General features: G+C 72.6%; 19 protein-coding genes and 2 tRNA genes. 12 read left to right on the forward strand and 9 right to left on the reverse strand.

What is annotated here, in order from left to right; all coding sequences use genetic code 11:
- Positions 1–649: 649 nt before the first annotated feature.
- Positions 650–1300, forward strand: a complete 651-nt coding sequence (purN, locus tag AC6EXY_RS12505) for a phosphoribosylglycinamide formyltransferase (protein WP_243407789.1) — start codon at positions 650–652, stop codon at positions 1298–1300.
- 498 nt (positions 1301–1798) lie between these two features.
- Here the strand turns inward: purN and AC6EXY_RS12510 are convergent, their stop codons facing one another.
- The 3 genes from AC6EXY_RS12510 to AC6EXY_RS12520 all read right to left on the reverse strand — a co-directional run bounded on the left by AC6EXY_RS12510 (position 1799) and on the right by AC6EXY_RS12520 (position 3116).
- Positions 1799–2656 (reverse strand): AfsR/SARP family transcriptional regulator, encoded by an 858-nt coding sequence (locus tag AC6EXY_RS12510; protein WP_165818514.1) that lies wholly within the window; start codon positions 2654–2656, stop codon positions 1799–1801.
- 258 nt (positions 2657–2914) lie between these two features.
- A tRNA-Phe gene (locus tag AC6EXY_RS12515) sits at positions 2915–2991 on the reverse strand.
- A gap of 50 nt (positions 2992–3041) precedes the next feature.
- Positions 3042–3116, reverse strand: a tRNA-Asp gene (locus AC6EXY_RS12520).
- A 638-nt stretch (positions 3117–3754) separates the two neighbouring features.
- Between AC6EXY_RS12520 and AC6EXY_RS12525 the strand changes: the two genes are divergently transcribed.
- The 3 genes from AC6EXY_RS12525 to AC6EXY_RS12535 all read left to right on the forward strand — a co-directional run bounded on the left by AC6EXY_RS12525 (position 3755) and on the right by AC6EXY_RS12535 (position 6983).
- Complete coding sequence (locus AC6EXY_RS12525; RefSeq protein WP_243407788.1) at positions 3755–5497, forward strand: FadR/GntR family transcriptional regulator; 1743 nt, start codon at positions 3755–3757, stop codon at positions 5495–5497.
- A gap of 52 nt (positions 5498–5549) precedes the next feature.
- On the forward strand, positions 5550–6008 hold the full coding sequence (locus tag AC6EXY_RS12530) for a TetR/AcrR family transcriptional regulator (RefSeq protein ID WP_243407787.1): 459 nt from the start codon (positions 5550–5552) through the stop codon (positions 6006–6008).
- Positions 6009–6287: 279 nt separating this feature from the next.
- Positions 6288–6983: a histidine phosphatase family protein gene (locus tag AC6EXY_RS12535; protein ID WP_243407786.1), complete on the forward strand. Its 696-nt coding sequence runs from the start codon at positions 6288–6290 to the stop codon at positions 6981–6983.
- 8 nt (positions 6984–6991) lie between these two features.
- Here AC6EXY_RS12535 and AC6EXY_RS12540 read toward each other — a convergent pair whose 3' ends face one another.
- A complete protein-coding gene (locus AC6EXY_RS12540; RefSeq protein WP_101833164.1) occupies positions 6992–7507 on the reverse strand; it encodes a DUF3052 family protein in 516 nt (171 codons plus the stop codon).
- Between the two features lie 112 nt (positions 7508–7619).
- Between AC6EXY_RS12540 and metH the strand changes: the two genes are divergently transcribed.
- The 3 genes from metH to AC6EXY_RS12555 all read left to right on the forward strand — a co-directional run bounded on the left by metH (position 7620) and on the right by AC6EXY_RS12555 (position 14833).
- A complete protein-coding gene (gene metH / locus AC6EXY_RS12545) occupies positions 7620–11402 on the forward strand; it encodes a methionine synthase (protein ID WP_499817501.1) in 3783 nt (1260 codons plus the stop codon).
- A gap of 136 nt (positions 11403–11538) precedes the next feature.
- Complete coding sequence (locus tag AC6EXY_RS12550; protein WP_499842338.1) at positions 11539–13866, forward strand: phosphoinositide-specific phospholipase C-related protein; 2328 nt, start codon at positions 11539–11541, stop codon at positions 13864–13866.
- Between the two features lie 208 nt (positions 13867–14074).
- Positions 14075–14833, forward strand: a complete 759-nt coding sequence (locus tag AC6EXY_RS12555) for a hypothetical protein (protein ID WP_499817499.1) — start codon at positions 14075–14077, stop codon at positions 14831–14833.
- Here the strand turns inward: AC6EXY_RS12555 and AC6EXY_RS12560 are convergent.
- Positions 14794–15834, reverse strand: coding sequence for a nitrilase-related carbon-nitrogen hydrolase (locus tag AC6EXY_RS12560; RefSeq protein ID WP_499817498.1), 1041 nt, complete (start codon positions 15832–15834; stop codon positions 14794–14796). The two genes, AC6EXY_RS12555 and AC6EXY_RS12560, sit on opposite strands and share 40 nt — an antisense overlap.
- An 83-nt stretch (positions 15835–15917) precedes the next feature.
- On the opposite strand from AC6EXY_RS12560, the gene AC6EXY_RS12565 reads away from it, so the two are divergent.
- The 3 genes from AC6EXY_RS12565 (at position 15918) to AC6EXY_RS12575 (ending at position 19636) form a co-directional block, all read left to right on the forward strand.
- On the forward strand, positions 15918–16964 hold the full coding sequence (locus tag AC6EXY_RS12565) for an agmatine deiminase family protein (protein WP_499817497.1): 1047 nt from the start codon (positions 15918–15920) through the stop codon (positions 16962–16964).
- A gap of 171 nt (positions 16965–17135) precedes the next feature.
- Entirely contained in the window at positions 17136–18035 is a 900-nt protein-coding gene (locus AC6EXY_RS12570; protein ID WP_499842340.1) for a metal ABC transporter substrate-binding protein, read from the forward strand.
- A gap of 122 nt (positions 18036–18157) precedes the next feature.
- A complete protein-coding gene (locus AC6EXY_RS12575) occupies positions 18158–19636 on the forward strand; it encodes a hypothetical protein (RefSeq protein WP_499817495.1) in 1479 nt (492 codons plus the stop codon).
- Between the two features lie 92 nt (positions 19637–19728).
- Here AC6EXY_RS12575 and AC6EXY_RS12580 read toward each other — a convergent pair whose 3' ends face one another.
- The 3 genes from AC6EXY_RS12580 to AC6EXY_RS12590 form a co-directional block, all read right to left on the reverse strand.
- Positions 19729–20430, reverse strand: a complete 702-nt coding sequence (locus AC6EXY_RS12580) for a phosphatase PAP2 family protein (RefSeq protein WP_243407247.1) — start codon at positions 20428–20430, stop codon at positions 19729–19731.
- Between the two features lie 171 nt (positions 20431–20601).
- On the reverse strand, positions 20602–20991 hold the full coding sequence (locus AC6EXY_RS12585) for an SCO5389 family protein (protein ID WP_101830576.1): 390 nt from the start codon (positions 20989–20991) through the stop codon (positions 20602–20604).
- A gap of 145 nt (positions 20992–21136) precedes the next feature.
- On the reverse strand, positions 21137–22792 hold the full coding sequence (locus AC6EXY_RS12590; RefSeq protein WP_499817494.1) for an AMP-binding protein: 1656 nt from the start codon (positions 22790–22792) through the stop codon (positions 21137–21139).
- A gap of 173 nt (positions 22793–22965) precedes the next feature.
- Between AC6EXY_RS12590 and AC6EXY_RS12595 the strand changes: the two genes are divergently transcribed.
- Positions 22966–24153: a CaiB/BaiF CoA transferase family protein gene (locus AC6EXY_RS12595; RefSeq protein ID WP_101830574.1), complete on the forward strand. Its 1188-nt coding sequence runs from the start codon at positions 22966–22968 to the stop codon at positions 24151–24153.
- Positions 24154–24206: 53 nt separating this feature from the next.
- Here AC6EXY_RS12595 and AC6EXY_RS12600 read toward each other — a convergent pair whose 3' ends face one another.
- The gene (locus AC6EXY_RS12600) at positions 24207–24959 is read right to left on the reverse strand and encodes a FadR/GntR family transcriptional regulator (protein ID WP_499817493.1); all 753 of its coding nucleotides are present in this window, start codon (positions 24957–24959) and stop codon (positions 24207–24209) included.
- A gap of 113 nt (positions 24960–25072) precedes the next feature.
- On the opposite strand from AC6EXY_RS12600, the gene AC6EXY_RS12605 reads away from it, so the two are divergent.
- On the forward strand, positions 25073–25861 hold the full coding sequence (locus AC6EXY_RS12605) for an enoyl-CoA hydratase/isomerase family protein (protein ID WP_101830572.1): 789 nt from the start codon (positions 25073–25075) through the stop codon (positions 25859–25861).
- Positions 25862–25870: the final 9 nt, after the last annotated feature.

Here is a 25870-nt window from a genome sequence, read left to right on the forward strand (position 1 = left end):
CGCGAAGGCAATCGACGATCGAGCCGGCGCTATTACGGCCCTGCATGCGATGGCAGCTCTCATGGATCTGGGCGTGCCGTGTGCGGTCACGCTGTCCGACGGCGAGCACAACCTTCCGGATGGGCTATTTCAGTCGGACTGTTCCGCACATCCTTAGACAGTTGAACAGCAGCGCCTTGGTCATATTCATCGACGGGATCTTCGGTAGTCGTTCAGATCGGTCTGAGTTCTCGTTTCCCCCTCCGAAGCACTCGTTGTACCACATTCAGGGGACGGCCGCGGGTACCCTGTGCCCCCGAGACTGTTCGCCCGGCTGCGTGATGACGTGATTCCGGGGGCTCGCTCCAAGGGTATCGACGTCCTGGTGTCAGCTGCTTACCACAGCCGGGGCGACGACTGGGGAATGGTGACGAATCCATCTACGGGGTGAACCATGAGGCATTCTTCGTCAGTTTTGGCGGAACTGGCCGAGTCCCCCGGCAGATGCGTCATATCGATGTCAGATCGCTGTGCAACTGCGCCCGTCTCACGGCCTATGCCGTCGAAGCGCTGGCGGACGGCAAGTCGGCCGCTGAGGTAGGATAAATCTGTAATAACACTACCGGCCGCCTGGCCGCCGCGCTCGCGATGAATTATGAGAGGTGCTCTTGTGACCCTGAACGTCGCGGTTCTGACGTCGCACCAGGGCTCGAACCTTCGCGCGCTACGCGCGACTTCCAACCAGGAGAGTTCCGGGTTTAAAATAGTGCTCGCGATCTGCAACAACGCCGGGGCGGCGGCACTCGCGTTCGCTAAGGACACAGAAATTCCGGCACTGCATCTATCTCGGAGGACCCATCCGAATCCGGGCGCACTCGACGCCGCGATGTGCTCCGCCTTGGAGGATGCCGACGTCGGACTGGTCGTCACAGCCGGGTATCTGAGGAAACTTGAGGCGCGGACACTAGCGCGATTCGATGGTAAGATCATTAATGTTCACCCAGCTCCGCTTCCCGAGTTCGGCGGGCAGGGGATGTTCGGGTCGGCGGTACACGAGGCGATACTTGCATCTGGAGTCCGGGTCAGCGGCCCCACTATTCACGTAGTCAATGCCGAATACGACGCCGGTCCTGTCATCGCCCACGCCGATGTTCCAGTTCTGGCAGACGACACGGTAGACAGTCTCTCCGCGCGTGTTCTCGAGATGGAACACCGGCTACTTCCAGCTGTGGTCGGTAGAATCGCGGCTGGAGAGCCGTTCTCGCTCGAGGCCCCCTGGAGTCTTCAGGAGGAGACGGTGCACGGGGCCCGGTCTCGGTGACGGATGTGCTGCGGCGTGCCTCGATGGCTGTGGTTCGTGCGAGCGAGCGCGGACGGGTAAACCGGGCGACGGCGCGAGCACTTGAAGCTGGTCACAGGCCTGTGTCCGGCTCAGCGCCCACTGACGACGCGGCGAGCCAGCGAAGCGAAGCCGCAGTGTCCGTTGCTACCGAAATACTGCAGCTTGTGGCAAGCCAGCCCCTCCCTGTCAGACTCGTGTGAGACACCCCAGTGGGTGCGGGTTGGCTACGGAGGGGTGATCGGAGATCCTTGTGTGGGCGGGCGGCTACGCCGTGATCGCACGCCCTTTGTCCCTCCAGACCGCGGGTGCCGTCGTCGCCAGGCCCGGCGAGGACGACGACAAGGGCGGGCACACCCTCGACCGCCTGCTCCCACCGCGCATCGCGCGGGCAGGCCAGGGGGCCCCGAGATGAGGCGTCGCCGGAGGCGGATCCGTTCCCATTCCCATCCGGCAGGTCCGGATCGTGCGGCCGGTCGATCACGACCAGCACCGGGCGTTCCCTCGTGATGCTCGCGACACGCTCGGCGTCCATCTCGCCCTGTGCAGCCTCGCCCAGGACGGCGTCGGCCAGGAGAACGGCAGCTCCCTGACCGGCCACCTCCCGGGCGAACTCGGCAACCAGCCGGCTCGCGCCCATGCCGGTTCGCTCTCGATGACCACCACCGCGCCGTCGTCGTCGAGCGCCCGCCGCCAGGCCTCGCGTAGCCAGCCCATCTCCACGTCCCGGCCGATCAACGGGTTCCGGTCAGCGCCCAGGCTGGCCGGAAGCGGCTGCGGCCGCGTCGGGTAGCGCGGCGGGCAGGGCTGCTCCGCCAGGATCGCGGACTCTAGCGCGCGCAGTTCGGGTCCCGGCTCCACGCCAACCTCGCGAACGAGGTGGGCGCGGGCCTCGCGATAGACATCTAGCGCCTCCGCCTGCCGGCCCGACTCGTGCAGGGCGACCATCAGCCTGGCCCAGAACCGCTCCCGCAGCGGATACTCGGCGACCAGGCGCCGGAGCTCGCCGACCAGCTCCGCGGCCCGGCCGATCGCGATCTCCGCGTCCAGTCGGTCGGCCGTGGCCGCGAGCCGCAGCTCCGCCAGTCGGTTCCGTTCCACCAGCACGAACTCGGCGTCGCCCACGTCCTCGTAGGCAGCGCCTCGCCACAGGCGCGACGCCCGTCGCAGTCGCGTCAGCGCCAGCTCGGGCGCGCCCGCCGCCAGCACTGGTCGGGCCTGTTCGAGAAGCTCCTCGAACAGCGTCACGTCGAGGCGCCGCGGATCGACCCGAAGGCTGTATCCCGGCGCGGAGGTGACGAGGACCTCCCAGTTCGACCGACGGCCGGGCTCCAGCACCTGGCGCAGCCTGGATACGTGACCCTGCAGGGTCTTGGCCGCCGTCGGCGGCGGGGCGCTGCCCCATAACCCCTCTACCAGCCGCGATGTTGTTCTGAAGCGGACGGTCTGCCTGAAGCGTCTGTGCAGGTCAGCAAGGGTGTACGGGTGACCGTCCGCCGCCTGTTTGCGGTCGGCGTTGCTACACCCGTTGCTACATAACAATCTACGAAAGACGCTAAACGATCTCTGTTGCGGGGCAAAACACCTGGCCAGAGATGGTGGGCAGGGGCGGGGTCGAACCGCCGACCTTCCGCTTTTCAGGCGGACGCTCGTACCGACTGAGCTACCTGCCCCAGCGTGTTGCGGGGTCGTAGGACAGAGGGCTTCTCCGGCCATACGAACGCGGTCCCGACGGGATTCGAACCCGCGACCTCCGCCTTGACAGGGCGGCGTGAACTCCAGACTTCACCACGGGACCATGCGCTACAGCGATCTTCAGTTGTGATGCCGGCCGGGTCCGTGGAGGCAGCCCGTCAGGATCTGGAGGTCATGCTACACGACAGGAGGACCGGCCGAGCGGGCGGTGGAGATGGATTCTTGCCCAACGCTCAGGGTGTCCAGACACTCGCGTCCCACTACCCACACACGACAGGCCGCCGTCACCTTCCGTCCAAGGCGACGCCGCCACCTTGGGCGAGGTCCGCGAGGTGGCGGCCGGAAGACCGGCCGCACGCCAATAGAGTGTCATCTGGTTCCGTCCGGGTGGCGGCGGCCGGCGGGTGCTGGCGGGTGGGTGGCGCGCCAGACGGGCGGAGGGACGCATCTTTGACGTCCTCGCCGGCAGGTCGACCGAATACGGGAAGCGCCTCCCGACACGAGCACCCAGGGGCGATCCGCAACGAATATCCTAGGTGTGCTGACCATTCGCGGCGACCGGCCGTGCAATATGTCCGATCTGTTCGGGCAGGGTGCTCAGAGGGCGCGTGCACGGGGCTCGCGTCGCGTGATCTCAGGCAGGCTCGTGTCCTGGGGAGGAGACTGATGCAGACGCCCTCCGCGGACCGAAGTGGGGCTGCCCGACCGCCATCGGCAATCAGTGTCAGAAATTCCGGCCCGTTGGCGGGCTTCGGCGACAAGCTCGCGACCCAGGTGGCCCGGCGGATCGAGGACGACATCATCGGCGCGGGCTGGCCGGTCGGCGCCGTGCTCGGCTCCGAGCAGGCGCTGATCGAGCGGTACGGGGTCAGCCGCGCGGTCTTCCGCGAGGCGGTGCGGATCGTCGAGCACCACCAGGTGGCGACGACGCGGCGCGGGCCGGCCGGCGGGCTCGTGGTGCGCGCCCCGGATGAGGCGGCGGTCGCCACCGCGCTCGGCGTCTACCTGGAGCGGGTCGGGGTGACGATCGAGTCGATCCTGCGCGCCCGCCACATCGTCGAGTCGCTGGCCGCCGCCCTCGCCCCGGCTCGCATCACCGAGGACGGCATCCGCGACCTGCGCGACATAATCAGCCGCCAGGCAGACGAGGATCCGACCGAGCTCGGTGCCCACCATCACCTGCACCACGCCATCGCGGCGGCCACCGGGAATCCGGTGCTCGTCCTGTTCGTCGACGTCCTCGACTCGCTGACCCGGCGCTACGCCGCCAACGACTACGACGCCAGCCGCCAGGCGCTGTCGCCGCAGCGGCGGGCGGAGATCCTCGGCGAGGTGAACCGCGACCACGCGGCGATCGCCGAGGCCGTGATCGGCGGGGACGCCGCCCGCTCCGAGCACCTCGCGACCGAGCATCTGCGGTCCATGCACCAGTGGATGGCCTCGCGGTCGGCCGGTGGTCCCGCCCGGCCGGTCCGCTCCTCCGGGCCGGGCCTGCGCTCGGTCGGGGCCGGCGCCGGCGACATGGCGCCCGGCAAGCTCGCCGAGACGGTCGCCGGGCGTATCCATGACGACGTCAGCCGCGCGGGTCTCGTGGCCGGTTCCGTCATCGGCTCGGAGAGCGAGCTACTGGTCCGCTACGGGGTGAGCCGGTCGGTGCTTCGCGAGGCCGTCCGCCTGCTCGAATACCACTCGGTGGCCCGGATGCGTCGCGGCCCCGGCGGCGGCCTGGTCGTTGGCCAGCCGGACCCGGCCGCGACGATCGAGGCGACCGCCCTCTACCTGGAATACAGCCGCGCCAGCGCCGAGGACCTGCGGATCGTGCGCGACGCCCTGGAGATCGGCTGCGTCGACATCCTGGTGGAGATCCGGGACGCGGCGCTGGTCGAGCGGCTCTCGATCATGCTCGCCGCCGGCGGCGACCCGTCGGCGGCCGCCATCAGCACGCGCCACGGGCACCACTGCCACCTCGAGCTGGCCCGGCTTACCGGCAACGAGGCGCTGCTGTCCTTCGTCCATGTACTCACGGAGATCTGGCCACGGCATCTCGAACCACCCGCGGCCCCGGTCCCCTGGTCGCCCCATGGGGCGGTCCGCCGTGCTTCGGCCGCCCAGGGCGAAGGCTCGGTGACCCTCCGGAGTCCGGCCGCGAACGGGAATTCCGCGGTGCGCGGACGCCCGGTCGGCCAGGGCGGCCAGGGCGGCCCGGCCGAGCGGAGCGGGCACGACGCGCGCAACGAGCAGGGCGCGCACAACGGGCAAGGCGCGCACAACGGGCAGGGCGGCCCGGCTGGCCGGGGCGTCTCCACCGGGCAGCGAGGCGCGGCGGTGCATGACGTGCGGGCCGCCCATCGCGGGATCCTCGAGGCCATCATCGACGGCGATCTGGGGCTTGCCCGGCACCGGATGCGCCGCCACCTGGAGGCGCCGCTCGACCCCGCCGCCCCGGCCCGGCACGGCGATCGATCCGCTTCTCTGGGCACGTGACCCGCGCCGCCGCTTCCGCCCATGTCCATCCTGGATGTGCCGGAATGGGCGGGTGGCCGCGGCCGACAGGCGCCGTTCGGATGCGCGGCGCAACCATGAGCGGGTCGTCCAGGCCGCGGTCGATGTCTTCGCCGAGCTCGGGCTGGCGGCGACAGTGCCGGACGTGGCCGCCCGCGCCGGCGTCGGCAAGGCGACGGTCTACCGCAACTTCCCCAGCCGCGAGGATCTGCTGTCCGCGGTGGTCGCGTATCAGCTTCGCTGGTTCAGGAACCTCGCCACCTCGACGCTGGCCGATCCCGATCCGAGGTGCGGCTTCGAGCGGCTGATCGACGGCTGGTTCGAGCGGATCATGTCGAACCAGCTCGCCCAGGACTTCCTGCGCCCGGACGCCCTGCCCGGAATGCGGGACTGCGGCGCGGAGGTGACGGAGATCGTCGATCAGGTCGTGGTGCGGGCGCAGAAGGCGGGAATGGCGCGGGTCGCGTCCGCCCGGGCGACCTGCGCACGATGATCAGCGGCTGCGCCCGGCGGCTGGCCGAGACGGGCCAGCGCGACGCCGAATCCCGCCACCGGTCACTCAGCTCATCCTCGACGCCTTCCGCCGGCCCGCCGACCAGGGCGACCATCGCTCGGGGCCGAGGGACTGACATTCCGATCAGATCGGATCCTCGTCACGCGGGCGCGCCCGCGGCCACGGCCCGCCGGGTCGGCGTGGCATCGTCGGTTCCGGCACACGGCGCATGGGACGGTCCACGAGGGGTGAGCGGCGCTGATCACGGAACTGACAGCGGTGCGACACGGGCAGAGCGAGTCGAACGTCGCCTTCCCGGCGGCGCGGGCGGCGGGACTTCTGGACGCGGGCATCGGCAGCCGGGACGCGGACGTCAGGCTGACGGCCCTCGGCCGGGCTCAGGCGTCCGCGCTCGGCCGCGCGCTGGCCGCCGAGCCACCGATCGTGGCCCCGCCGGAGGTCGTCGTCTGCTCCCCCTATCTGCGCGCCCGGCACACCTATGAGATCGCCGCCGAGGCCGCCGCCAACGCCGGCCGGACGCTGCCCGCGCCGCGTTTCGACGACCGGCTCGTCGACCGGCTGCTGGGCGAGCTGGAGATGCTGACCCAGCGCGCCATCGAGACCCTCTTCCCCGCGGAGCTGTCGCGCTGGCGCTCCACGGGGACGTGGCTGTACCGGCCGCCCGGTGGCGAGAACTTCCCCGACATGGCCGACCGGCTCGGCTCCCTGCTGGCCGACCTGCACGCGGAGCATGCCGGCCGGCGCGTGCTCGTCGTCGCCCACGACGCGGTCGTCGTCGTGCTGCGCCAGCTCGTCGAGGGGCTGTCCTGGGCCGATCTGGACCGAATCAGTGCCGCTGGCGGCGTGCGCAACGCCGGCATCACCCGCTTCGCCCGGGACGGCGACCGACTCGCGCTCGCCGAGTTCAACTCGGTGTCCCACCTGGCCGGCGTCCGCGCCGACCCGCCGGGCTGAGCCGACTGTCAGCGCAGTTCGCGACGCCAGACGACGCGGAGACCGGACCAGTTCTCGTCGAGCGCGGCGACCTTGTTGTCGACCAGGCCGCGGGGCAGCGCGACCTCGCGCACGAGGTTCTCGGTGACGTCGCTGCGGTGCCCGGCCGCCTTCCTCGGCCAGGCGATCCACAGGGCGCCCGCCGGCCGGATCGGCTCCGCGAAGGCCGCGACGGCTGCGTGCACGTCCACCGGCTCCCGGCAGAAGGCCACGCACACGTCCACGGCTGTGGCCGCGTCGGCGGGTAGCGCGTCGGACGTGGGCAGCGGCAGGAGGACTGGACGGACGTCGCCGGGGAGCTCCGGGACGGTCCAACCGGGGGGTGCGGCGGCGAGCACGAGTCGGTGGCCCGGCTTCACGCCGAGTTTGCGAGCCAGCGGCGTCCGGGAGTAGCCAGCACCCGTAAGCCTGGCAGCCGCTTCCCGGCCAGAGGCCGGGAAGCGGTCGCGAGCCGCGTCACCGCCGCGCGGGGACGAAGTGATCATTCGAGCACGGTATCGTGGCCCTCAGGTCGAGAGGCGCTGCAACGGGCCCAGGTCCGCCACGCTCGGCCCGTACCACTCCGAAAGGGCGCCTCCCACGACAGGGAGGTGTCGCATGGCCGGTGCCACGTCCGTCCAGGAAGGGTCCGTCGGCGAGGGGTCGACGATCCGGTCGGGTACGCGGGACAGCGCCGAGGAGCTGCGGGAGCTGCTGTCCCAGCGGGTGGTCGTCCTCGACGGGGCCTGGGGCACCATGCTGCAGAACGCGGGGCTCACCCCGGCCGACTACCAGCTCGACTCGCTGCGGGATCACCCGAAGGACGTCACCGGCGACCCGGACCTGCTCAACCTCACCCGGCCCGACGTCATCCTCGACGTCCACCGCCAGTATCTTGCCGCCGGCGCCGACATCACCACCACCAACACGTTCACCGCGACCAGCATCGGCCAGGCCGACTACGGTCTGGAGTCGCTGGTCCGGGAGATGAACCTGCGCGGCGCGCGGCTCGCCCGGCAGGCCGCGGACGAGGCCGGCGGACGGTTCGTCGCGGGCTCCATCGGCCCGCTCAACGTCACGCTGTCGCTGTCGCCACGGGTCGAGGACCCGGCGTACCGGGCGGTGACCTTCGAGCAGGTCCGCGCCGCGTACGCCGAGCAGATCCAGGCGCTCGCCGACGGCGGCGTCGACCTGCTGCTCATCGAGACGATCTTCGACACGCTGAACGCCAAGGCCGCGATCGCCGCCGCCCGCGAGGTCGCCCCCCACCTGCCGCTGTGGATCTCGGTGACGATCGTCGACCTGTCCGGGCGGACGCTGTCCGGGCAGACGGTCGAGGCGTTCTGGACGTCGATCGCGCACGCGCACCCCCTGGTCGTCGGGGTGAACTGCTCGCTCGGCGCGGAGGAGATGCGCCCGCACATCGAGGCGCTGGCCCGCCTCGCGGACACCCACACCGCCTGCCACCCCAACGCCGGGCTGCCCAACGCGTTCGGCGGCTACGACCAGACCCCCGAGGAGGCCGGCCGGCTGATCGGCGAGTTCGCCGCAGAGGGCCTGGTCAACATCGCCGGTGGCTGCTGCGGGACGACACCCGCCCACATCGCCCGCATCGCCGCCGCCGTCGGTGGCCTGCCGCCCCGCCAGGTCCCGGCGCCGCCGGCGCGGACCAGGTTCAGCGGCCTGGAGACGTTCGAGATCGGCGCGGACACCGGCTTCGTCATGATCGGCGAGCGGACGAACGTCACCGGTTCGGCCCGGTTCCGCCGGCTCGTCGAGGCCGACAACTACCAGGCCGCGATCGACGTCGCCCTCGAGCAGGTGCGCGGCGGGGCGAACCTGCTCGACGTCAACATGGACGCCGACCTGCTCGACAGCGAGCGGGCGATGACGACCTTCCTCAACCTGCTCGCCACCGAGCCGGAGGTCGCCCGCATCCCGATCATGGTCGACAGCTCGCGGTGGAGCGTGCTGGAGGCGGGGCTGCGCTGCGTGCAGGGCAAGGGCGTGGTCAACTCGATCAGCCTCAAGGAGGGCGAGGAGGTCTTCCTCGGGCAAGCCCGGCAGATCCAGTCGTTCGGCGCCGGCGTCGTCGTCATGGCGTTCGACGAGCAGGGCCAGGCCGACACCACCGAGCGCAAGGTGGCGATCTGCGGCCGCGCCTACGACCTGCTCACCCAGCGGATCGGCTTCGCGCCCGAGGACATCATCTTCGACCCGAACGTGCTGGCGGTCGCCACCGGCATCGCCGAGCACAACGGCTACGCCAAGGCGTTCATCGACGCGCTGCCGCTGATCAAGCAGCGCTGCCCGGGCGTGCGGATCAGCGGCGGCATCTCGAACCTGTCGTTCTCCTTCCGCGGCAACGACGTCGTCCGCGAGGCGATGCACTCGGCGTTCCTGCTGCACGCGGTGCGCGCCGGCCTCGACATGGGCATCGTCAACGCCGGGCAGCTCGCCGTCTACGAGGACATCCCGGCCGAGCTGCTCGAACTCGTCGAGGACGTGCTGTTCGACCGGCGTGAGGACGCCACCGACCGGCTCGTCGCCTTCGCCGACACGGTCCGCGGCGCGGGCACCCAGCGGGTCGTCGACCTGTCCTGGCGCGAGGCGCCGGTCGCGGCGCGGCTCTCGCACGCGCTGGTGCACGGCATCGTCGACTTCATCGAGGACGACACGGAGGAGGCGCGGGCGAGCGCCGCCCGGCCCCTCGACGTCATCGAGGGTCCGCTCATGGACGGCATGAAGATCGTCGGCGATCTGTTCGGCTCGGGCAAGATGTTCCTGCCGCAGGTCGTGAAGAGCGCCCGCGTGATGAAGCGCTCCGTCGCCTACCTGGAGCCGTTCATGGAGGCGGAGAAGGCGCTGCTCGCCGAGCAGGCCGCCGCCGCCGCTGCCGCCCGGGCGGCCGATCCCGACGCCACCGAGGCAGAGGCGGACGCGGACATCGCGGCGGCGGACGCGGCGGCGTCGGGCCCGCGGGGCAACGGCAAGATCGTGCTCGCCACCGTGAAGGGCGACGTGCACGACATCGGCAAGAACATCGTCGGGGTCGTGCTCGGTTGCAACAACTACGAGGTCATCGACCTCGGCGTCATGGTCCCGGCCAAGGTCATCCTGGACACCGCGATCGCCGAGAAGGCGGACGCGATCGGCCTGTCCGGCCTGATCACGCCGTCGCTCGATGAGATGGTCGCGGTCGCCGCCGAGATGCAGCGCCGCGGGCTGCGGCTGCCGCTGCTGATCGGCGGGGCGACCACGTCACGCCAGCACACCGCCGTGCGCATCGCGCCCGCCTACGAGGCGGTCACCGTCCACGTGCTGGACGCCTCCCGCGTGGTCGGGGTGGTCTCGGACCTGCTCGATCCGGTGCGGGCCGAGCAGCTCGACGTGCGCAACCGCGAGGAGCAGGAGCGGCTGCGCGAGCAGCACGAGAACCGGCGGTCACAGCCGCTGCTCAGCCTGGAGCAGGCCCGGGAGAACCGAGAGCGGGTCGACTTCGGCGACCTGCCGGTGCCCGCGTTCACCGGCCGGCGCGCGGTCACGCCCGACCTGGCGGCGCTGCGCGAGATGATCGACTGGCAGTTCTTCTTCCTGGCCTGGGAGCTCAAGGGCAAGTTCCCGGCGATCCTCGACCAGCCGGTCGCCCGCGAGCTGTACGACGAGGCGAACGTGCTGCTCGACCAGATCATCAAGGACGGCAGCCTGCAGGCGAAGGGCGCATACGGGTTCTGGCCCGCCGCCGCCGAGGGCGACGACCTGGTGCTCGAGGCCGGGGACGCGGTGCCCGGCACGGTCGGTGGCCGGCTGCGGCTGCCGATGCTGCGCCAGCAGACGCAGAAGCCCACCGGCCGGCCCAACCGCGGCCTCGCCGACTACGTGGCGCCCACCGGCGACCACCTGGGCGCCTTCGCGGTGGCCATCCACGGTGCGGACGTACTGGCCACCGGTTTCGAGGAGAACCAGGACGACTACCGGTCGATCATGGTGAAGGCGCTGGCCGACCGGCTCGCCGAGGCGTTCGCCGAGTACGTCCACCTCGCCGCGCGGCGGGACTGGTTCGAGCCGGACGCCGAACCGAGCCTCGAGGATCTGCACGCCGAGCGCTTCCGCGGCATCCGGCCGGCCTTCGGCTATCCCGCGAGCCCCGACCACAGCGAGAAGAAGGCCCTGTTCGATCTGCTCGACGCCGGTTCGGCCGGCCTCGGGCTGACCGAGTCGTTCGCGATGACCCCGGCCTCCGCGGTCAGCGGGCTGATCTTCGGCCACCCGGACTCGACGTACTTCACCGTCGGCCGGATCGGCCGGGACCAGGTCGAGGACTACGCCCGCCGGCGCGGCCTCGAGGTCGCCGAGATCGAGCGCTGGCTACGCCCGAACCTCGCCTACGACCCGGACTGACCCGTCCCCGGCGCCGCGCGCCGGGCGGGTCACGGGCCCTTCCCGCGCCCGGCGGAGGTGAGCTGCGCGGCATCGGGGCATCGGGACGATCCCGGGCGGGCATTCCCGAACGGTGCGCCGTCCCGTCGACCCTGCCGTGCGCCCGGGATCGGCCGCGTCCGCGCCGCGGCCCGCGGGCGACAACCTCAACGTGGACACGGCCGGGGCTGGCGGCGGTCCGGGCAGGACGCCTGGCGGCCCGAGCAGGGTGAGCGAGGGCTCAGGCAGGGCGGCCGGCGGTGGGCCCGGTGGAGCCCTCGGGCGCCGGGCGCGGATCGGGATCGCCCTCGCGCTGGTCACCGCGATGCTGTGCTGGCCGGGTGCGATCGCCGTCCTGACGACGAACCTCACGGTGCAGCGGGCCGCCTACTACCGGCAGGCCGTCGACGAAACGGATCTCTACCGCCGGCTCTACGACCAGGTCCTCGCCGATCCGGCGGTCGCGGGCGTGACCCGCGACCTGCTCGCCGGGCTGCCCGTTCCGCCCGCGTTCGTCGTCGACAACCTGCGGATCGTCGCCCCCGAGCCGGCGGTACGCGGCGCGGTGGACACCCTGAGCGGCCAGATCGCCGGCTACCTCGGTGGAACGCGCCCCGAGCTCACGCTCAGCGTCGACCTGCGCCCGCTGTTCGTCGCCATCGCGAAACTGGCGACCATCTACCTGGCGGGCGAACTGTCCGGAACGCCGACCTTCCAGGTCCACGACGTCGCGTCCGTCACCCAGGTCCTGATCGCCGGCCTCGACCAGATGGCCCAGGGGCGCCGGCCGGCAGGCATCCCCGCCACCGATCTCACCGACCGGCAGGCGGCCCGGGTCGGCGCGGTCCTGCTCGCCCGCCTGCCCCCCGCGGACCGTGGCCGTGTCCACGACCAGGTTCTCGGGCTGCTGCGACAGGGAAAACTCGCGGCCGCGCTGGCCGTGGTGGGGCCGTTGCTGTTCTCCGGTGACGAGGCGGCCCTCGCCGACCTGCGCCGACGGGTGGCCGGCGATCAGCTCGACCTCGGCGCGCCGCTGGCCCGCGCGCACGAGTCGGCCGGCACCGGCCTGCTGCGTGCGCTGCACGGCCTGGGCCGCGCCGGTTCCCTGACGGTGAGCGTGCTGCTGGCGACGCTCGCGGTCGTGGTCGTGCTGCTCGCCACCAGGGCCGCTCGGCGCGGGCGCGCGGACGCCCTGCTGCTGGTCGCCGCCACGATGCTGGCCGGGGGGCTGCTGGCGCTGCTTGCCGGGCTGGCGCTGCCGCGGGTGGTCGGCGATCCGGCGGCGGGTGTCCTCGACGCCTATCCAACGGTGCCGCCGCGGTTGCGCGAGCTGGTCGGCGACCTGCAGGGCAGTCTCGTCGGCGGCATTCGCGTCGTCTGGACGGAACTGGCCGCCGCGGTGATGATCGTGGGCGGCGTCGCCGGCCTCGGCGCGCTGCTCGTCCGGGGGGTGCCGCGGCCGATCGCCCGGCGGCGCGTGCTCGGCTTCACCATGGCCGCCGCCGTGCTGTTCAGCTGCGGGTGGCTGGCGACGCCCGCCCGGCTGCGCGGCGCCGAGGCCGCGAGCTGCAACGGCAGCCGTGCGCTGTGCACGCTGCGCTACGACCAGGCGGTGTACGCGGCCAGCCACAACGCCATGGCGTCGAGCGCGGCCGACTTCGTCGGCGCCACCCAGGACCCCGATCTCGTCGGCCAGCTCGACACCGGCGTGCGGGCCCTGCTGCTCGACGTGCAGCACTGGACGACACCGACGCAGGTGCGGACGTTCCTGGCGGGTCTGAGCCCGCGGGAACGCGAGGCGCTCGCGCCGCTGGCCCGCGGCGCCCGCTCCGCGCGGCCCGGGCTCTGGCTGTGCCACAGCGTCTGCCAGTTCGGCTCGCTGAACCTGGACGTGGCGCTGCGGTCCGTCGGCGACTGGCTGGAACGCAACCCGTCCGAGGTCGTGACGCTGATGCTGCAGGACTCCGTGCCTCCCGGCGAGGTGATCGCGGCGTTCCGCCGGGTGGGGCTGACCCGGCATCTCCTCACGCCACCGACGAACCCGCACGGCCGGTGGCCGACGCTGGGGCACCTCGTCGCCACGGACCGGCGGCTCGTGGTCTTCGCCGAGAACGCCGACGTGCCCGGCACCTGGTATCGCCGGTTCTTCCGGTATGGCGCGGACACGCCCTTAGACGTGCCGACCGCATCCGCGTTCACCTGCCGCGTCGGCCGCGGCTCACCGCACGCCCCGATGCTGCTCGTCAACCACTGGATCGAGGGCGACGGCCCCGGACGGACCTACGCCGACGCCGTGAACCGGGCGCCGTCCCTGCTGGCCCACCTACGCCAGTGCCCCAGGACGCGGGCCGCCCCGACCTTCCTCGCGACCGACTTCACCACCATCGGCGATCTCGTCCCGACCGTCGCCGCCCTGAACGCGCGGCGCACCCACCAGGGACACTGAGGCGCGCCGACTCCGAACGGGCCGCGCCGACTCCGAACGGGCCGCGCCGACTCCGAACGCGCCGCGCCGACTCCGAACGGGCCGTGCTGGTTCGGACGCCGTGCTGGTGTGGACGCTCTGTGCCGGTCCGGACGCTGTGCCGGTTTGTCGGGACGGCTCCGGGTATCCAGACGGCGTGTCTTCCGGCCACCCCGCGCGGCGCGATCCGATGGCTGGGGCGCTGCGACACAGGGGCCGGGCACCGGGCCGGGGCGGCCCCGACGGGCCCACGACCGGCGCCCGCTCATGGCTGACGGTCGCGGTGGTGGCGGCGCTGCTGGTCGCGGCGATCCTCGCCGTCCGTGGCCCGCGTCCCGGCGGCGGCCCGGGGCCGGCCCTGGTCGTCGGCGACTCGGTGGTGGCGGTCGCGTCGCGGGCGGCGGACACGGCGCCGGTGCGTCTCGTCGGTTATCCCGGCCTGGCCCCCGACGTGTACGCCGGCACCACCTCGCCGTTACTCCCGGACGACTTCGCGGCCGCCGGCCGGCCACGCACCGTGATCATGAACTGGAACGGCAACAATCCGCGCCTGCTGATCGGCACCGCGCTCGTCGCCGACTACCGGGCCGAACTCACCGCGCAGATCCGCTGGTACCTGGCGCACGGGGTGCGGCGGATCGTGCTGGCGGCGGCGCTGCCGTCGTCGTTCAACAGCGACGGCCGGCAGGTCGACTGGACCTCGCCGGACTCCGCGCGCGGCGGCTGGATGCTCGGCAGCGCGCGGCTCAACGACCTCTACCGCCAGCTCGCCGCCTCGTTCCCGGACGAGGTGCGCTACTCGGACCGCGCCGCGCGGTCGATCCACCCGGCGATGACGTTCACCACCACACTGGACGGCCACCGCTGCATCGCGGACTTCGTCCACCCCACGCCGTACTGCGCGGCCCGCTACGCCCGCGCGCTGGCCGCCCTGGCCGGCGGCGGCTGACCGGCGACGGCGGCCTCACCGCCGACCAGCGGGCCATACGCGTCAGGGCGACGGGTCGTCAGGAACGGGAACAGCGTGAGCCAGTCCCGCCGCTGGTCGAGATCGAGATCGGCGACCAGCACGGCCGGGCGGTCGCGCGGCGCCCGGACCAGCACGCGCCCGTACGGGTCGCTGATGAACGAGCTGCCATAGAACGTGAGCGCCCCCTCGGTGCCGATGCGGTTCACGGCGACCATGAACAGGCCGTTCGCGATCCCGTTGGCGACGATCACACGGTGCCACAGCGGCTCGGTGTCGAAACCGGGATGGTCCGGTTCCGAACCGATCGCGGTCGGGTAGACGAGCACGTCGGCGCCGGCCAGCGAGTAGGCCCGGGCGAGCTCCGGGAACCACTGGTCCCAGCAGGTGGGGAAGCCGAGCCGCCCCTGCTCCAGCGCGACGACCGGGAAACTGCCCGGCCCCGCCGGCCCGGGGCGGAAGTAGCGGTCCTCGTGGTAGCCCGCGGTGACCGGAATGTGTAGCTTGCGGGTCCGGGCGAGCAGCGTGCCGTCCGGTCCGACGACGATCGCGGTGTTGAACCCGAGGCCATCGGGCCCCTCACCGTCCCGCGCCTCACCGTGCGGCCCCTCACCGTCGGCCCGCCCGCCCTCGGGCCGTTCGTAGAGCGACATGTGCACGGCGATGCCGAGTTCGCCGGCGAGACTGGCGGCGAGCCGGCGGGTGGGGCCGTCGTCGACGCTCTCGGCGAGCGCGGCGGGCACCCCGGCGCCGGCGGGTGGCGGCGTGTCCGCGAAGTACCGCGACAGCGTCAGCTCCTGGAAGCAGACCAGCCGGGCGCCGAGCCGCGCCGCTTCGACGGCACCATCGCGCAGCGCGGCGACGTGCTCGGCCGGATCCGGATGCCAGCGGTGCTGCACGGCGGCGATGCGCAGTGGCGCACGTGTCGGCGGCGAGACCCGAGCGGGCGATCCCGGGGCGCCGACGCTGGTGATCGTCAGCATGCTCCGATGGTCTCACGCCCGCGGCGGCGGCGTCGGAGCCGTACGTGACCGGTCGTGTGCGCCGGGCCTGCGATGATGGCGGGATGAGCGCCCTGCCCGCCGGCCGCCGGATGCCGGCGGAGTGGGAGCCGCACCGCCGGACCTGGATGGCCTTCCCGCCGCCGAACGCCACCTTCGGCGCCGAGGGCTCGCCCGGTCTCGAGGCCGCGCGCGCCGCCTGGGCCGAGGTGGCCACCACGATCAGCCGTTACGAGCCGGTCATCCTGCTCGCCGGCCCGGGCCGGGCCGCCGCGGCCGCGCGCCGGCTGGTGCCACCCGCGGTGACCGTCGTCGAGCAGCCCCTCGACGACGCGTGGGCCCGCGACACCGGCCCGACGTTCACCGTCGACGGCGGCGACCGGCTGGGCGCGGTCGACTGGGTGTTCAACGGCTGGGGCGCCCAGGACTGGGCGTGCTGGGACGCCGACCGCGCGCTCGCGGGCGCCGTCGCGGCACGGGCGGGCGCACGGGTGCGCTCCTCGACGCTGACCAACGAGGGCGGCGGCCTCGCCGTGGACGGTGCCGGAACGGTGCTGCTCACCGAGACCGTGCAGCTCGACCCGCACCGCAACCCGGGCTGGGACCGGGCCCGGGTGGAGGCCGAACTGCACGCCCAGCTCGGCACGACCCGGGCCGTGTGGCTGCCGCGGGGCCTCACCCGCGACTACGACCGGTACGGCACCCGCGGCCACGTCGACATGGTCGCGGCGTTCGTCCGGCCCGGCCTCGTCGCGGCGCACGCCCAGCCCGACCCGGATCATCCTGATCATGTGCCCATGAAGGAGCTCGCCGCGGTGCTGCGGGCTGGCCGGGACGCCACCGGGCGGCCGCTGGAGGTCGTGGAGATCGCCGCGCCCACGGTGCTGGAGGTCGACGGGGGGGCGGCCGGCTACTCGTACCTGAACCACTACGTCGGCAACGGGTTCGTCGTCGCCGGCGTCTTCGACGACCCGCGGGACGTCGAGGCCCTCGGCCTGCTTGCCAGGCTGTATCCGGGACGGCGGATCGAGCCGGTGGACGCCCGGGTGCTCTTCGCGAACGGCGGCGGGGTGCACTGCGTCACCCAGCAGCAGCCGGCGATCACGCCGTAGCGATGTCACTTATTGACAGACGTATCGGAAATCGTTTTCATCAGAGGCGTAGCCCGCCGCCGACGAGGAGACGAGTCCGTGCCTGCCCCGCCACACCGCCCCCCGTGCCCCCGGTCCGCCCGCTCCCTCCTCTCGCGACGACCGGCGGCGTGGCTCGCCGCTCTCGGGCTACTGGTCACCGCCCTGGCCGCGTCGCTGGCAGGGTGCGGATCGGGTAGCGGCGGTTCAGGCGCCGATGGGCGCCTCGGTGTGGTGGCGACGACGAGCCAGGTCGCCGACTTCGCCCGCACCGTCGGGGGCGACCGGGTCAGCGTCACCCAGATCCTGCGTCCCGGCGTCGACCCGCACGACTACGAGCCCACCCCGCGTGACCTTGGCGCCATCGGCGACGCCGGCGTGCTCGTGGAGAACGGCGTCGGCCTCGAGAGCTGGCTCGACGACGCGATCGACGCGGGCGGCTTCCACGGCGTGCGCGTCGACTCCAGCCAGGGTGTGCGCATCCGCAACGGTGACGGCGGCAGCGAGGAGAAGGGCGGTGATCCGCACATCTGGCACGACCCGCTCAACGTCAAGATCATGGCTGCGAACATCGAGCGGGGTCTCTCCCGGGCGGATCCCGCGAACGCTCATGCCTACCAGGCGAACCTCGCCGCCTACGACGTCCGGCTCGACGCCCTCGACGCCGACATCCGTCGCCAGATCGCGACCATCCCCCCGGCCGACCGCAAGCTGGTCACCAACCACGACGCGTTCGGGTACTACATCGCCCGGTACGGCCTGACCTTCGTCGGTTCGATCATCCCGAGCTTCGACACGGCCGCCGAGCTGTCGGGGAGCAGCATCAAACAGCTGGTCGCCCGGATTCGGGAGACGGGCGCCAAGGCCGTGTTCTCCGAGTCGTCCCTGCCACCGCGGACCGCGCGCACGATCGCGGCGGAGGCCGGAGTCCGCGTCGAGGCGGGCGAGGACTCTCTCTACGGAGACGCACTCGGACCTCCGGGGTCCGACGGAGACACCTATATCCACATGGAAGAGCACAACACTCGCACGATCGTCGCTGCGCTGCGCTGACCGCCACCATCCACCTTCGCCACCAAGCTCACCCAGGACGACCCTTACGTGACAGTAGAGTTGAGCCCGGCATCGGCGGAGCCGCGATGACGTGACTGGAGTCCGGACGGGGGTCGGCAGGCGTGGACGACGACGTGAGGTTCGGCGCACAGCGCCCCACCGGCGTGGACGGCGCGGTGCCGCAGCCCAGGCGCGCGAGCGCTCCCGGCCTGGGCCCACCTCACCCGCAGCCGGCGGCTCGGCCCGAGCCGCCGGCGTTTCCGGAGCCGCCGACCGAGCCGCTGGCGACGGCCCGGGTAGCGACGGCCGGCGAGGCCGCGACCGAGGAGGAGGCCGCGCCGGCTCGTTCGGGCAGCCGGGCCAACGCCCTGTGGACGGTCTTCGACCAGGTCGTGTCCAGCGGCACGAACGCGTCGATCAACTTCGTCATCGCGCGGCGGGTCGGCTCCGGCGAGTTCGGCGCGTTCGCCATCGCCTACACGATCTTCGCGATGGTCGTCGGGCTGTCCCGGGCCGCGGCGACCGCGCCGCTGGGCATCAGCTACGCGGATGTCTCGACCTCGGCGTTCCGCCGGGCCGTGCGCGGCGCGGCCGGCACGGCGCTGGCCCTCGGCGCCGCCGTGGGGCTGGTGCTGTTGCTCGTCGGCGCCGCCCTGCGCGGCACGGTGGGCCTGAACCTGGTCGCGATGGGCCTGATCATGCCGGCGCTGCTGGTGCAGGATGCCTGGCGCTACGCGTCGTTCGCCCTCGGCCGTCCGCTGCTCGCCGTGGCGAACGACCTGGTCTGGGCGGTGGCGCTGGGAGTTGGCATCGTCTCGCTCACCAGGCTCGCCCCCGGGGACGAGGGCGCGGCGGCGCTGGTGCTGATCTGGGGCGTGGCGGCGGCGGCCGCCGCGCTGGTCGGCGTCGCGCAGCACCACGCGTGGCCCGACCCGAAGCAGGCGCGAGCCTGGTTCACCGGCCACCGGGAGACCACCGGTTTCATGACCGCCGAGTTCCTCTCGCTGCAGGGAGCCCAGCAGACGTCCACCCTCGTGATCGGGGCGGTCGGCTCCACTTCCCTCGTCGGAGCCCTGCGCGGGCTGCAGACCCTGCTCGCCCCCACCACGAACCTCGCCGTGGCGCTGATGAGCTTCGCCATCCCCGAGTTCTCCCGGCGCAAGCACCTCCCGGCCAGGACCGTCATCCGCGGCGCCCACCTGGTCAGCGGGCTCGTGCTCGTCTCCAGCACGCTGTGGGGCCTCGCGTTCATGGTGCTGCCGAGCAACTTCGGCTCCGCGCTGCTCGGCGACACCTGGCGGCAGACCCACGACCTGCTGCTGCTCGGAGTGATCGCGCAGGCCGGCCCGTGCCTCGCGGTCGGCCCGGCGGCCGTGCTCTACGCCTTCGGGCGGACCAGGCTCACCTTCTGGATCAACCTGTTCTTCGTGCCGTTCCTGCTGGCCTGCCCGGTCGCCGGCCTGCTGATCGGCGGCGCCAAGGGGGTGGTGATCGGCAACATCCTCGTCTACTGGGCGACGATCCCGCCGTGGATCTACCACCTGCACCGCCAGGTCCACGCCCACCCCCGCCACAAGGCCCAGGCCGTCGGCGCCCGCTGACCGCCGCCACCGCTCAACGCGGGGATCGGCGGCCGCGTAGGCGTCGATGCCGGGCCGCAGCACCTGCCCGGCGATGGCGCCGGCGAGTCCGGTCAGCGCGGCGTCGAGGGCGGTGGGTTCGGGGGCGCGATCCGCCGGCCGGCTCGGGCGAGCAGCGGGAAGGTGACGCTGACGAGCACGGTGGCCAGCAGCCAGCCGGCGGCCACGTCAAGCGGCCAGTGCATGCCGAGGTAGATCCGGCTCAGCCCGACGGCGCACGCCCAGGCCAGCGGCAGCGCCACCGCCGCGATCCGGGTGCCGCGCCGATGGGCGTGCCGCAGCAGCGCCGCGGCCAGTCCCGCGGCGACCAGCGCCGACGTGGTGGTGTGCCCGGAGGGCAGGGCGGCGCCGGTGGCCTGCCACGCCCAGTCCGCCGCGGGCGGGCGGGCCCGATCGATGAGCCTGGACAGCCCGAACCGCACCAGCTGCCCCGCGACGAGGACGAACATGGCGCCGACGGCGGCCACCCGGGCCCGCGCCGACCCCCGGCCCGCCGCCAGCACCCCGGCGAGCGCGGCGAGTGCGTAGGCCGGGACACCGCTGCCCGTGGTGGTCACGGCGATGGCGGCGTCTGTCAGCCCGCGCGCGCGGTGCCGCAACGCCCACCGGTGCACGGCGAGTTCCCACCGGAACCCGCCGTCGTGCCCGGCGGCGAGGACGAGCAGCGCCACGAGCGCGCCGGCGGCGACGACCGCGACGCCGCTGACCAGCCGCCGCCGGCCACCCGGGCCCATCCCGAACGCCGCCGCCCCCACCTGCCCCTCGCTACGCCCCGATGCCGATGCCCGGCCGTCCGCCATGCGAGGACATCAGCCGTGAGAGGACGATGTGAACGGCGCGCGTGCCGAGGCGCAGGGGTTCGGCCGAGGCGGACGCCCATGACGGTCCCGCCACGATAGCCGGACGCCGCCGGGGCACCGGCCTCGTCAGCAGTTGACGAACTCCGGCTGCTGGTTGAGGACCTGGCCCTCGACGGACACGAACCGGCGGTACGCCTCGCCTCCCACCGCCTGCGGCCGGAAGGCCGCGACGCGGTGGCAGTTCTGGAACGCCAGCGCCACGCCGAAGTGCCGCTCCAGCGCCCCGCGGATGGCCGTGCTCGCCATCGCGCGCAGCAGCTCGCCCTGCGCCCGCTCGTCCGGCGGGGCGACGAGGTTGTCGGCGAGGTCGACCGGCGCGGACAGCCGCCCGGCCAGGTCCGCCACGAGGCCGTAGGCGTACGGCAGCGAGTCGCGCACGCAGGCGACGAACGCGTCGTCGTCGACGTCGCCGGCCTCGGCGGCGGCGAGCAGGTCGGGAGAGACGGTCAGCGACATGCGGTACCTCCAGCTGGGGATGAGTCAGTCATCGATCACCGACAGCTTCCAAAAAATGAAAACCGTTGTCAATGCCATCAGCGACTCAGCACCCACCTCTGTCAGTCGACCACCCGCTTCGCCCCCGTTTGCGCGCGCGAACGCCTCAGGTGAGCCGCTCGCGGCGGAACACCAGACCGGCCGACTCCCGGTCCCAGGTGTCGGCCGTCACCGCCTCGGCCCGCAGCACGTCCTTGCGCACTTTGCCGGTCGGCGTCAGCGGCAGCTCGTCGACCGTCCGCAGGTACCGCGGGACCATGAAGTAGGGCAGCCTGCCGGCCAGGTGCTCGACCAGCGCCCGGTGATCGACCTCCCGCCCGGGCGCCGCCTGCACGACCAGCAGGATCTCCTGCTCGGCGTGCTCGCCGGCCACGCCGACCGCCGCCGCGCCGGCGACCGCAGGATGGGTCACCGCCTCGGCCTCCACCTCCATCGACGAGACGTTCTCCCCACGCCGCCGGATGACGTCCTTGAGCCGGTCGACGAACACGTACTCCCCGTCCGGGGTGCGCCGGAACGCGTCGCCGGTGTGGAACCAGCCGTTGCGCCACGCCGCGGTGGTCGCCGCCGGCATCCGGTGGTAGCCGGTACTGATCGTCCACGGCTCGTCCGCGCGGATGATCAACTCGCCGGGCTCGCCGTCCGCGACCTCCTGGTCGACGTCGTCGACGAGGCGCAGGTCGAAGCCGGCGCGGGCCCGTCCGCACGTCCCCGGTGTGCTCGGCCGGTCGGCGCCGGTCAGGATCGGGGTCGACAGCTCGGTGCTGTTGTAGGCGGTCCACACCCGGACCCCGAACCGACGGCCGAAGGCGACGGCGTCGGCGGTGAACGGGTTGACGCAGACGCCGCGCAGCCGGTGGCGCTCCGGCCGGAAGTCGGCCCCCTCATCCGCGACCAGGAACGACGTCATGGCGCCGAGCAGGTTGCACTGGGTGACGCCGGTCCGCTCGACGGTCGACCAGAAGTCCTGGGTGCGGAACCCGGGCACCACCGCGACCGAACCGCCGACCGCGAGCATGTTGGCGATGGGCAGCGTGGCGGCGGAGTGAAACAGCGGCGTGTTGACCAGGTAGCGGTCGGTCTCGTCCATCCCGTCGACGGCCCGGGCGGCCGCGTGGTGCTGCCGGTAGGAGATCAGCACTCCCTTGGACGGCCCGGTCGTCCCGGACGTGTACATGATCGACTGGGTGTCCCATGGCTCGGGCGAGCGGGCCGGGCCGGGCCAGTCGTCGTCGTCCCGGTCGAGGACGTCCACGTCGAGCACCTCGATGCCCGCCGGCAGCCCGGCCGCCGTCCGTGCCTCGCCCGCCGGCCCGCCCACGACCACGACGGTGCGCAACTCGGCCGTGTCCACCTGGCGCAACCGTTCGAGCAGGGACGGGTGGGCGACCAGCACCCGGGCCTCGGAGTTGCGCAGGACGCGTTCGAGCAGGGCGCCGCGGTAGGCCGTGTTCACCGGCGTGTACACGGAGCCGAGCAGGTTGGCCCCGAACCAGGTCCGCAGCGCCCACGGACCGTTGGGTAACCAGGACAGCACGGGCTCACCGAACCCGACGCCCAGCGCCTGCAGCCCGGCGGCACTGCGCCGGGCCAGCCGCCACGTGTCCGCGTAACTCCACCGCACGGCGCCCATGGCGCCCCCGGCGTCGCCGGCCTCCTCGAAGAGGACGAAGTCCGCGTCCGGGCGCGTGCGTGCCTGGCGCTCCAGCACCGCGCCGAGCACACACGACTCACGATCCGTCAGGCTGGAACGAGGGCTCACGGACGACCTCCGAACCCGGCCCGCGACCCGGCCGGCTGTGGATCTCTCGACGGCAAACATGGTGTCGGAATAGGCTTCGACTGTCGAGCCTCCGACGGGCAGCCACCGCAGGACAGCCGATACGCAGCAGTCCGCTGCGAGAAATCCAGCTACTGGAATGCAGGGAGACCGACGTGACGAACGCAGCGACGGACCCGACCCCGCCCGGTCCGCTGGCCGGCGTCCGGGTGGTCGAGCTCGCCGGCATCGGCCCGATCCAGCTCGCCTGCACCCTGATGGCGGACCTCGGCGCCGAGGTCGTGCGGGTGGAACGTCCCGGCGGCCAGGTGTGGGCGCCGCCCGAGCGGGAGGTCATGCACCGCTCCCGGCCGTCCGTCGCGGTCAATCTCGGCCAACCGGGCGGCGCCGAGGTCGTGCTGCGGCTGGTCGAGCGGGCCGACGTCCTCGTCGAGGCGTTCCGGCCGGGTGTCGCCGAGCGCCTGGGCGTCGGGCCCGACGTGTGCGTCGCCCGCAATCCCCGGCTGGTCTACTCGCGGATGACCGGCTGGGGGCAGGAGGGTCCGCTGGCCCCGCGGGCCGGGCACGACATCAACTATCTCGCCGTCACCGGGGCGCTGCACGCCATCGGCCGCCGCGGCGAGGCGCCGGTGCCGCCGCTGAACCTCGTCGCCGACTTCGGTGGCGGCGCGATGTTCCTCGTCGTCGGCGTCCTCGGCGCCCTGCTCGAGCGGGAGCGCAGCGGCCGCGGCCAGGTCGTCGACGCGGCGATGGTGGACGGCGCCTCCTACCTGATGGCGATGGCCTACGGCGCGCTCGCGAACGGGATGTGGGCCGACGAGCGCGGCGCGAACCTGCTCGACGGCGCCGCTCCCTTCTACGACACCTACCGCTGCGCGGACGGGCGGTACGTGGCGGTGGGTGCCATGGAGCCACAGTTCTTCGCCGCGCTGGTCCGGACGCTGGAGCTGGCCGACGTGCCGGCGCAGCACGACCAGGCCGGCTGGCCGCGGATGCGCGCGATGTTCACCGAGGCGTTCGCCGCCCGCACCCGCGACGAGTGGGCCGAGGTCTTCACGGACGTCGACGCGTGCGTCTCACCCGTGATGAGCATGTCGGAGGCGCCGGCGGGTGACCATCTCGCCGCGCGCGGCACCTTCACCGAGGCGTTCGGCGTCATGCAGCCGCAGCCGGCGCCCCGGCTGTCCCGGACCCCCGGCCGGATCGGGCCGGCGCCGACGGCACCCGGGGCGGACAGCCGCACGGAACTCGCGCGCTGGGGCTTCGCGAAGGACGAGATCGACGGCCTGATCGCCGAGGGCGTGGTCCACGAGGCCCGCACGAAGGCGGCGGACCAGGACTGATGATCAGCGTGCTCGCGGATCACCCAGGCGCGCGGGCGGCGGCCGGCACGCCGTCAGTCCTGCTGACGGCGTCCAGGGTCGGGCGGGCGGACGACGTTCAGCGACCGGCTTCTGGCCAGCGCGCTCAGCAGCCGCCGGGTCAGGCGCTGGGCACCGAGGACGTCACCGGCCACGATCGCCTCCACCAGCTCGACATGCCGGGTGTGCAGCCAGCGGCGCTGCTCGTCGGTCGGGTCGACGCCGTGCACCCGGCTGAGGTCGCTGACGATGTAGAGGAACAGCTCGATGAACGGGTTGCCGACCAGTCGCCCGATCTCGGTATGCACGGTGACGATCTGCTCGCGCAGGTCGGTGACGTCCTCCTCGACGCGCACCGCCGCCCGCAGCGCGGCGATGCCCTCGTCGTCGATCCGCATCGCGAGCTGGGCGACGGCGGCGACCTCGAGGATCTCCCACACGCTGTACAGGTCGTCATCGGCGAATCCGACATAGTCGAGGAACAGCCGGGCCACATCGCGCACGCTGCTGCGTCGCGGCGCGGTGACCACGAGCCCCCCGCCCGGACCGGGGCGGGGCTTGGCGACCCACCGGCTCTCCAGGATGCGGAACGCCTCCCGCAGCACCGGCCGCCCCACCCCGAACCGCTCGATGAGCTGGGCCTCGGAACCGAGCGCCTCCCCCACCGGCCAGCCGCGGGCGATGATGTCCGCCTCGATCTGCCGCGCCACCCACGCCGCGCGCGTGCGGTTCGGGGGCCCGGCCGCGTCCGTGCCCGGCGTGGCTGCCCCGTGGTCGTCGGCTCTCACGATCCCTGCCCTGTCGACGTTATCGAACCATCCCTGTATACGTTTACGGTACATCGCACGGCGACGGGATATTTTCCCGGCCCCCATTCCGCGCGGCTGTTGTGAGGAACGCAATGTCAGGATACTCGTCGATTCTCTTCTCCGTCGACCCCAACGGTGTCGGCACCATCACCTTCAATCGTCCCGACAACTTCAACGGCCTCAACCTGATCATGGCCGGCGAGCTGGATCGGGCGCTGACGGAGGCAGCCAGCCGCGACGATGTGCGCGTTCTGGTGCTCACCGGCGCGGGACGGTCTTTCTGCCCCGGAGCCGACGTGAGAGGCTTCAGCGCGGCTGGCGGCCCTGGCCCCGGCATCTCGCCGGTCACCGCGGACAACTCCCTGCCCAAACGGCTGTACGAATACCCCATGCCGACGGTCGCCGCCATCAACGGCGCCTGCGCGGGTGCCGGGCTGGGCTTTGCGCTTGCCTGCGACCTCCGGATTTCCGCCCGGCGCGCGGTGTTCCGATCCGCGTTTATGTCGGTGGGCGTAGCGGGGGACATGGGAATACCGTGGCTGCTGCCGCGGCTGGTCGGCGAGGCCACCGCCAAGCGGATATCGCTGCTGGACGAGAAGATCGACGCGGAGCAGGCCCTCCGCTACGGTCTGGTCCACAGCGTGCATGACGACGACGACTTTCCCACCGCCGTGGGGGCCCTGACGGCGAGGCTGGCCGCGCTGCCCCCGCTCGCCGCCCGTTCCCTCAAGCGCCACTACCTGGCCGCCCAGAAGACCGACTTCGGGACCTTCATCGAGATCGAGATGGACCGGCACCATCACCTGTTGGAGACCGCCGACGCCCACGAGGGTTTCCTCGCCTTCAGCGAAGGTCGCGCGCCCCACTTCCGCGGTGCCTGAGGCGGGTGC

This window comes from Frankia sp. RB5 (assembly GCF_059816245.1).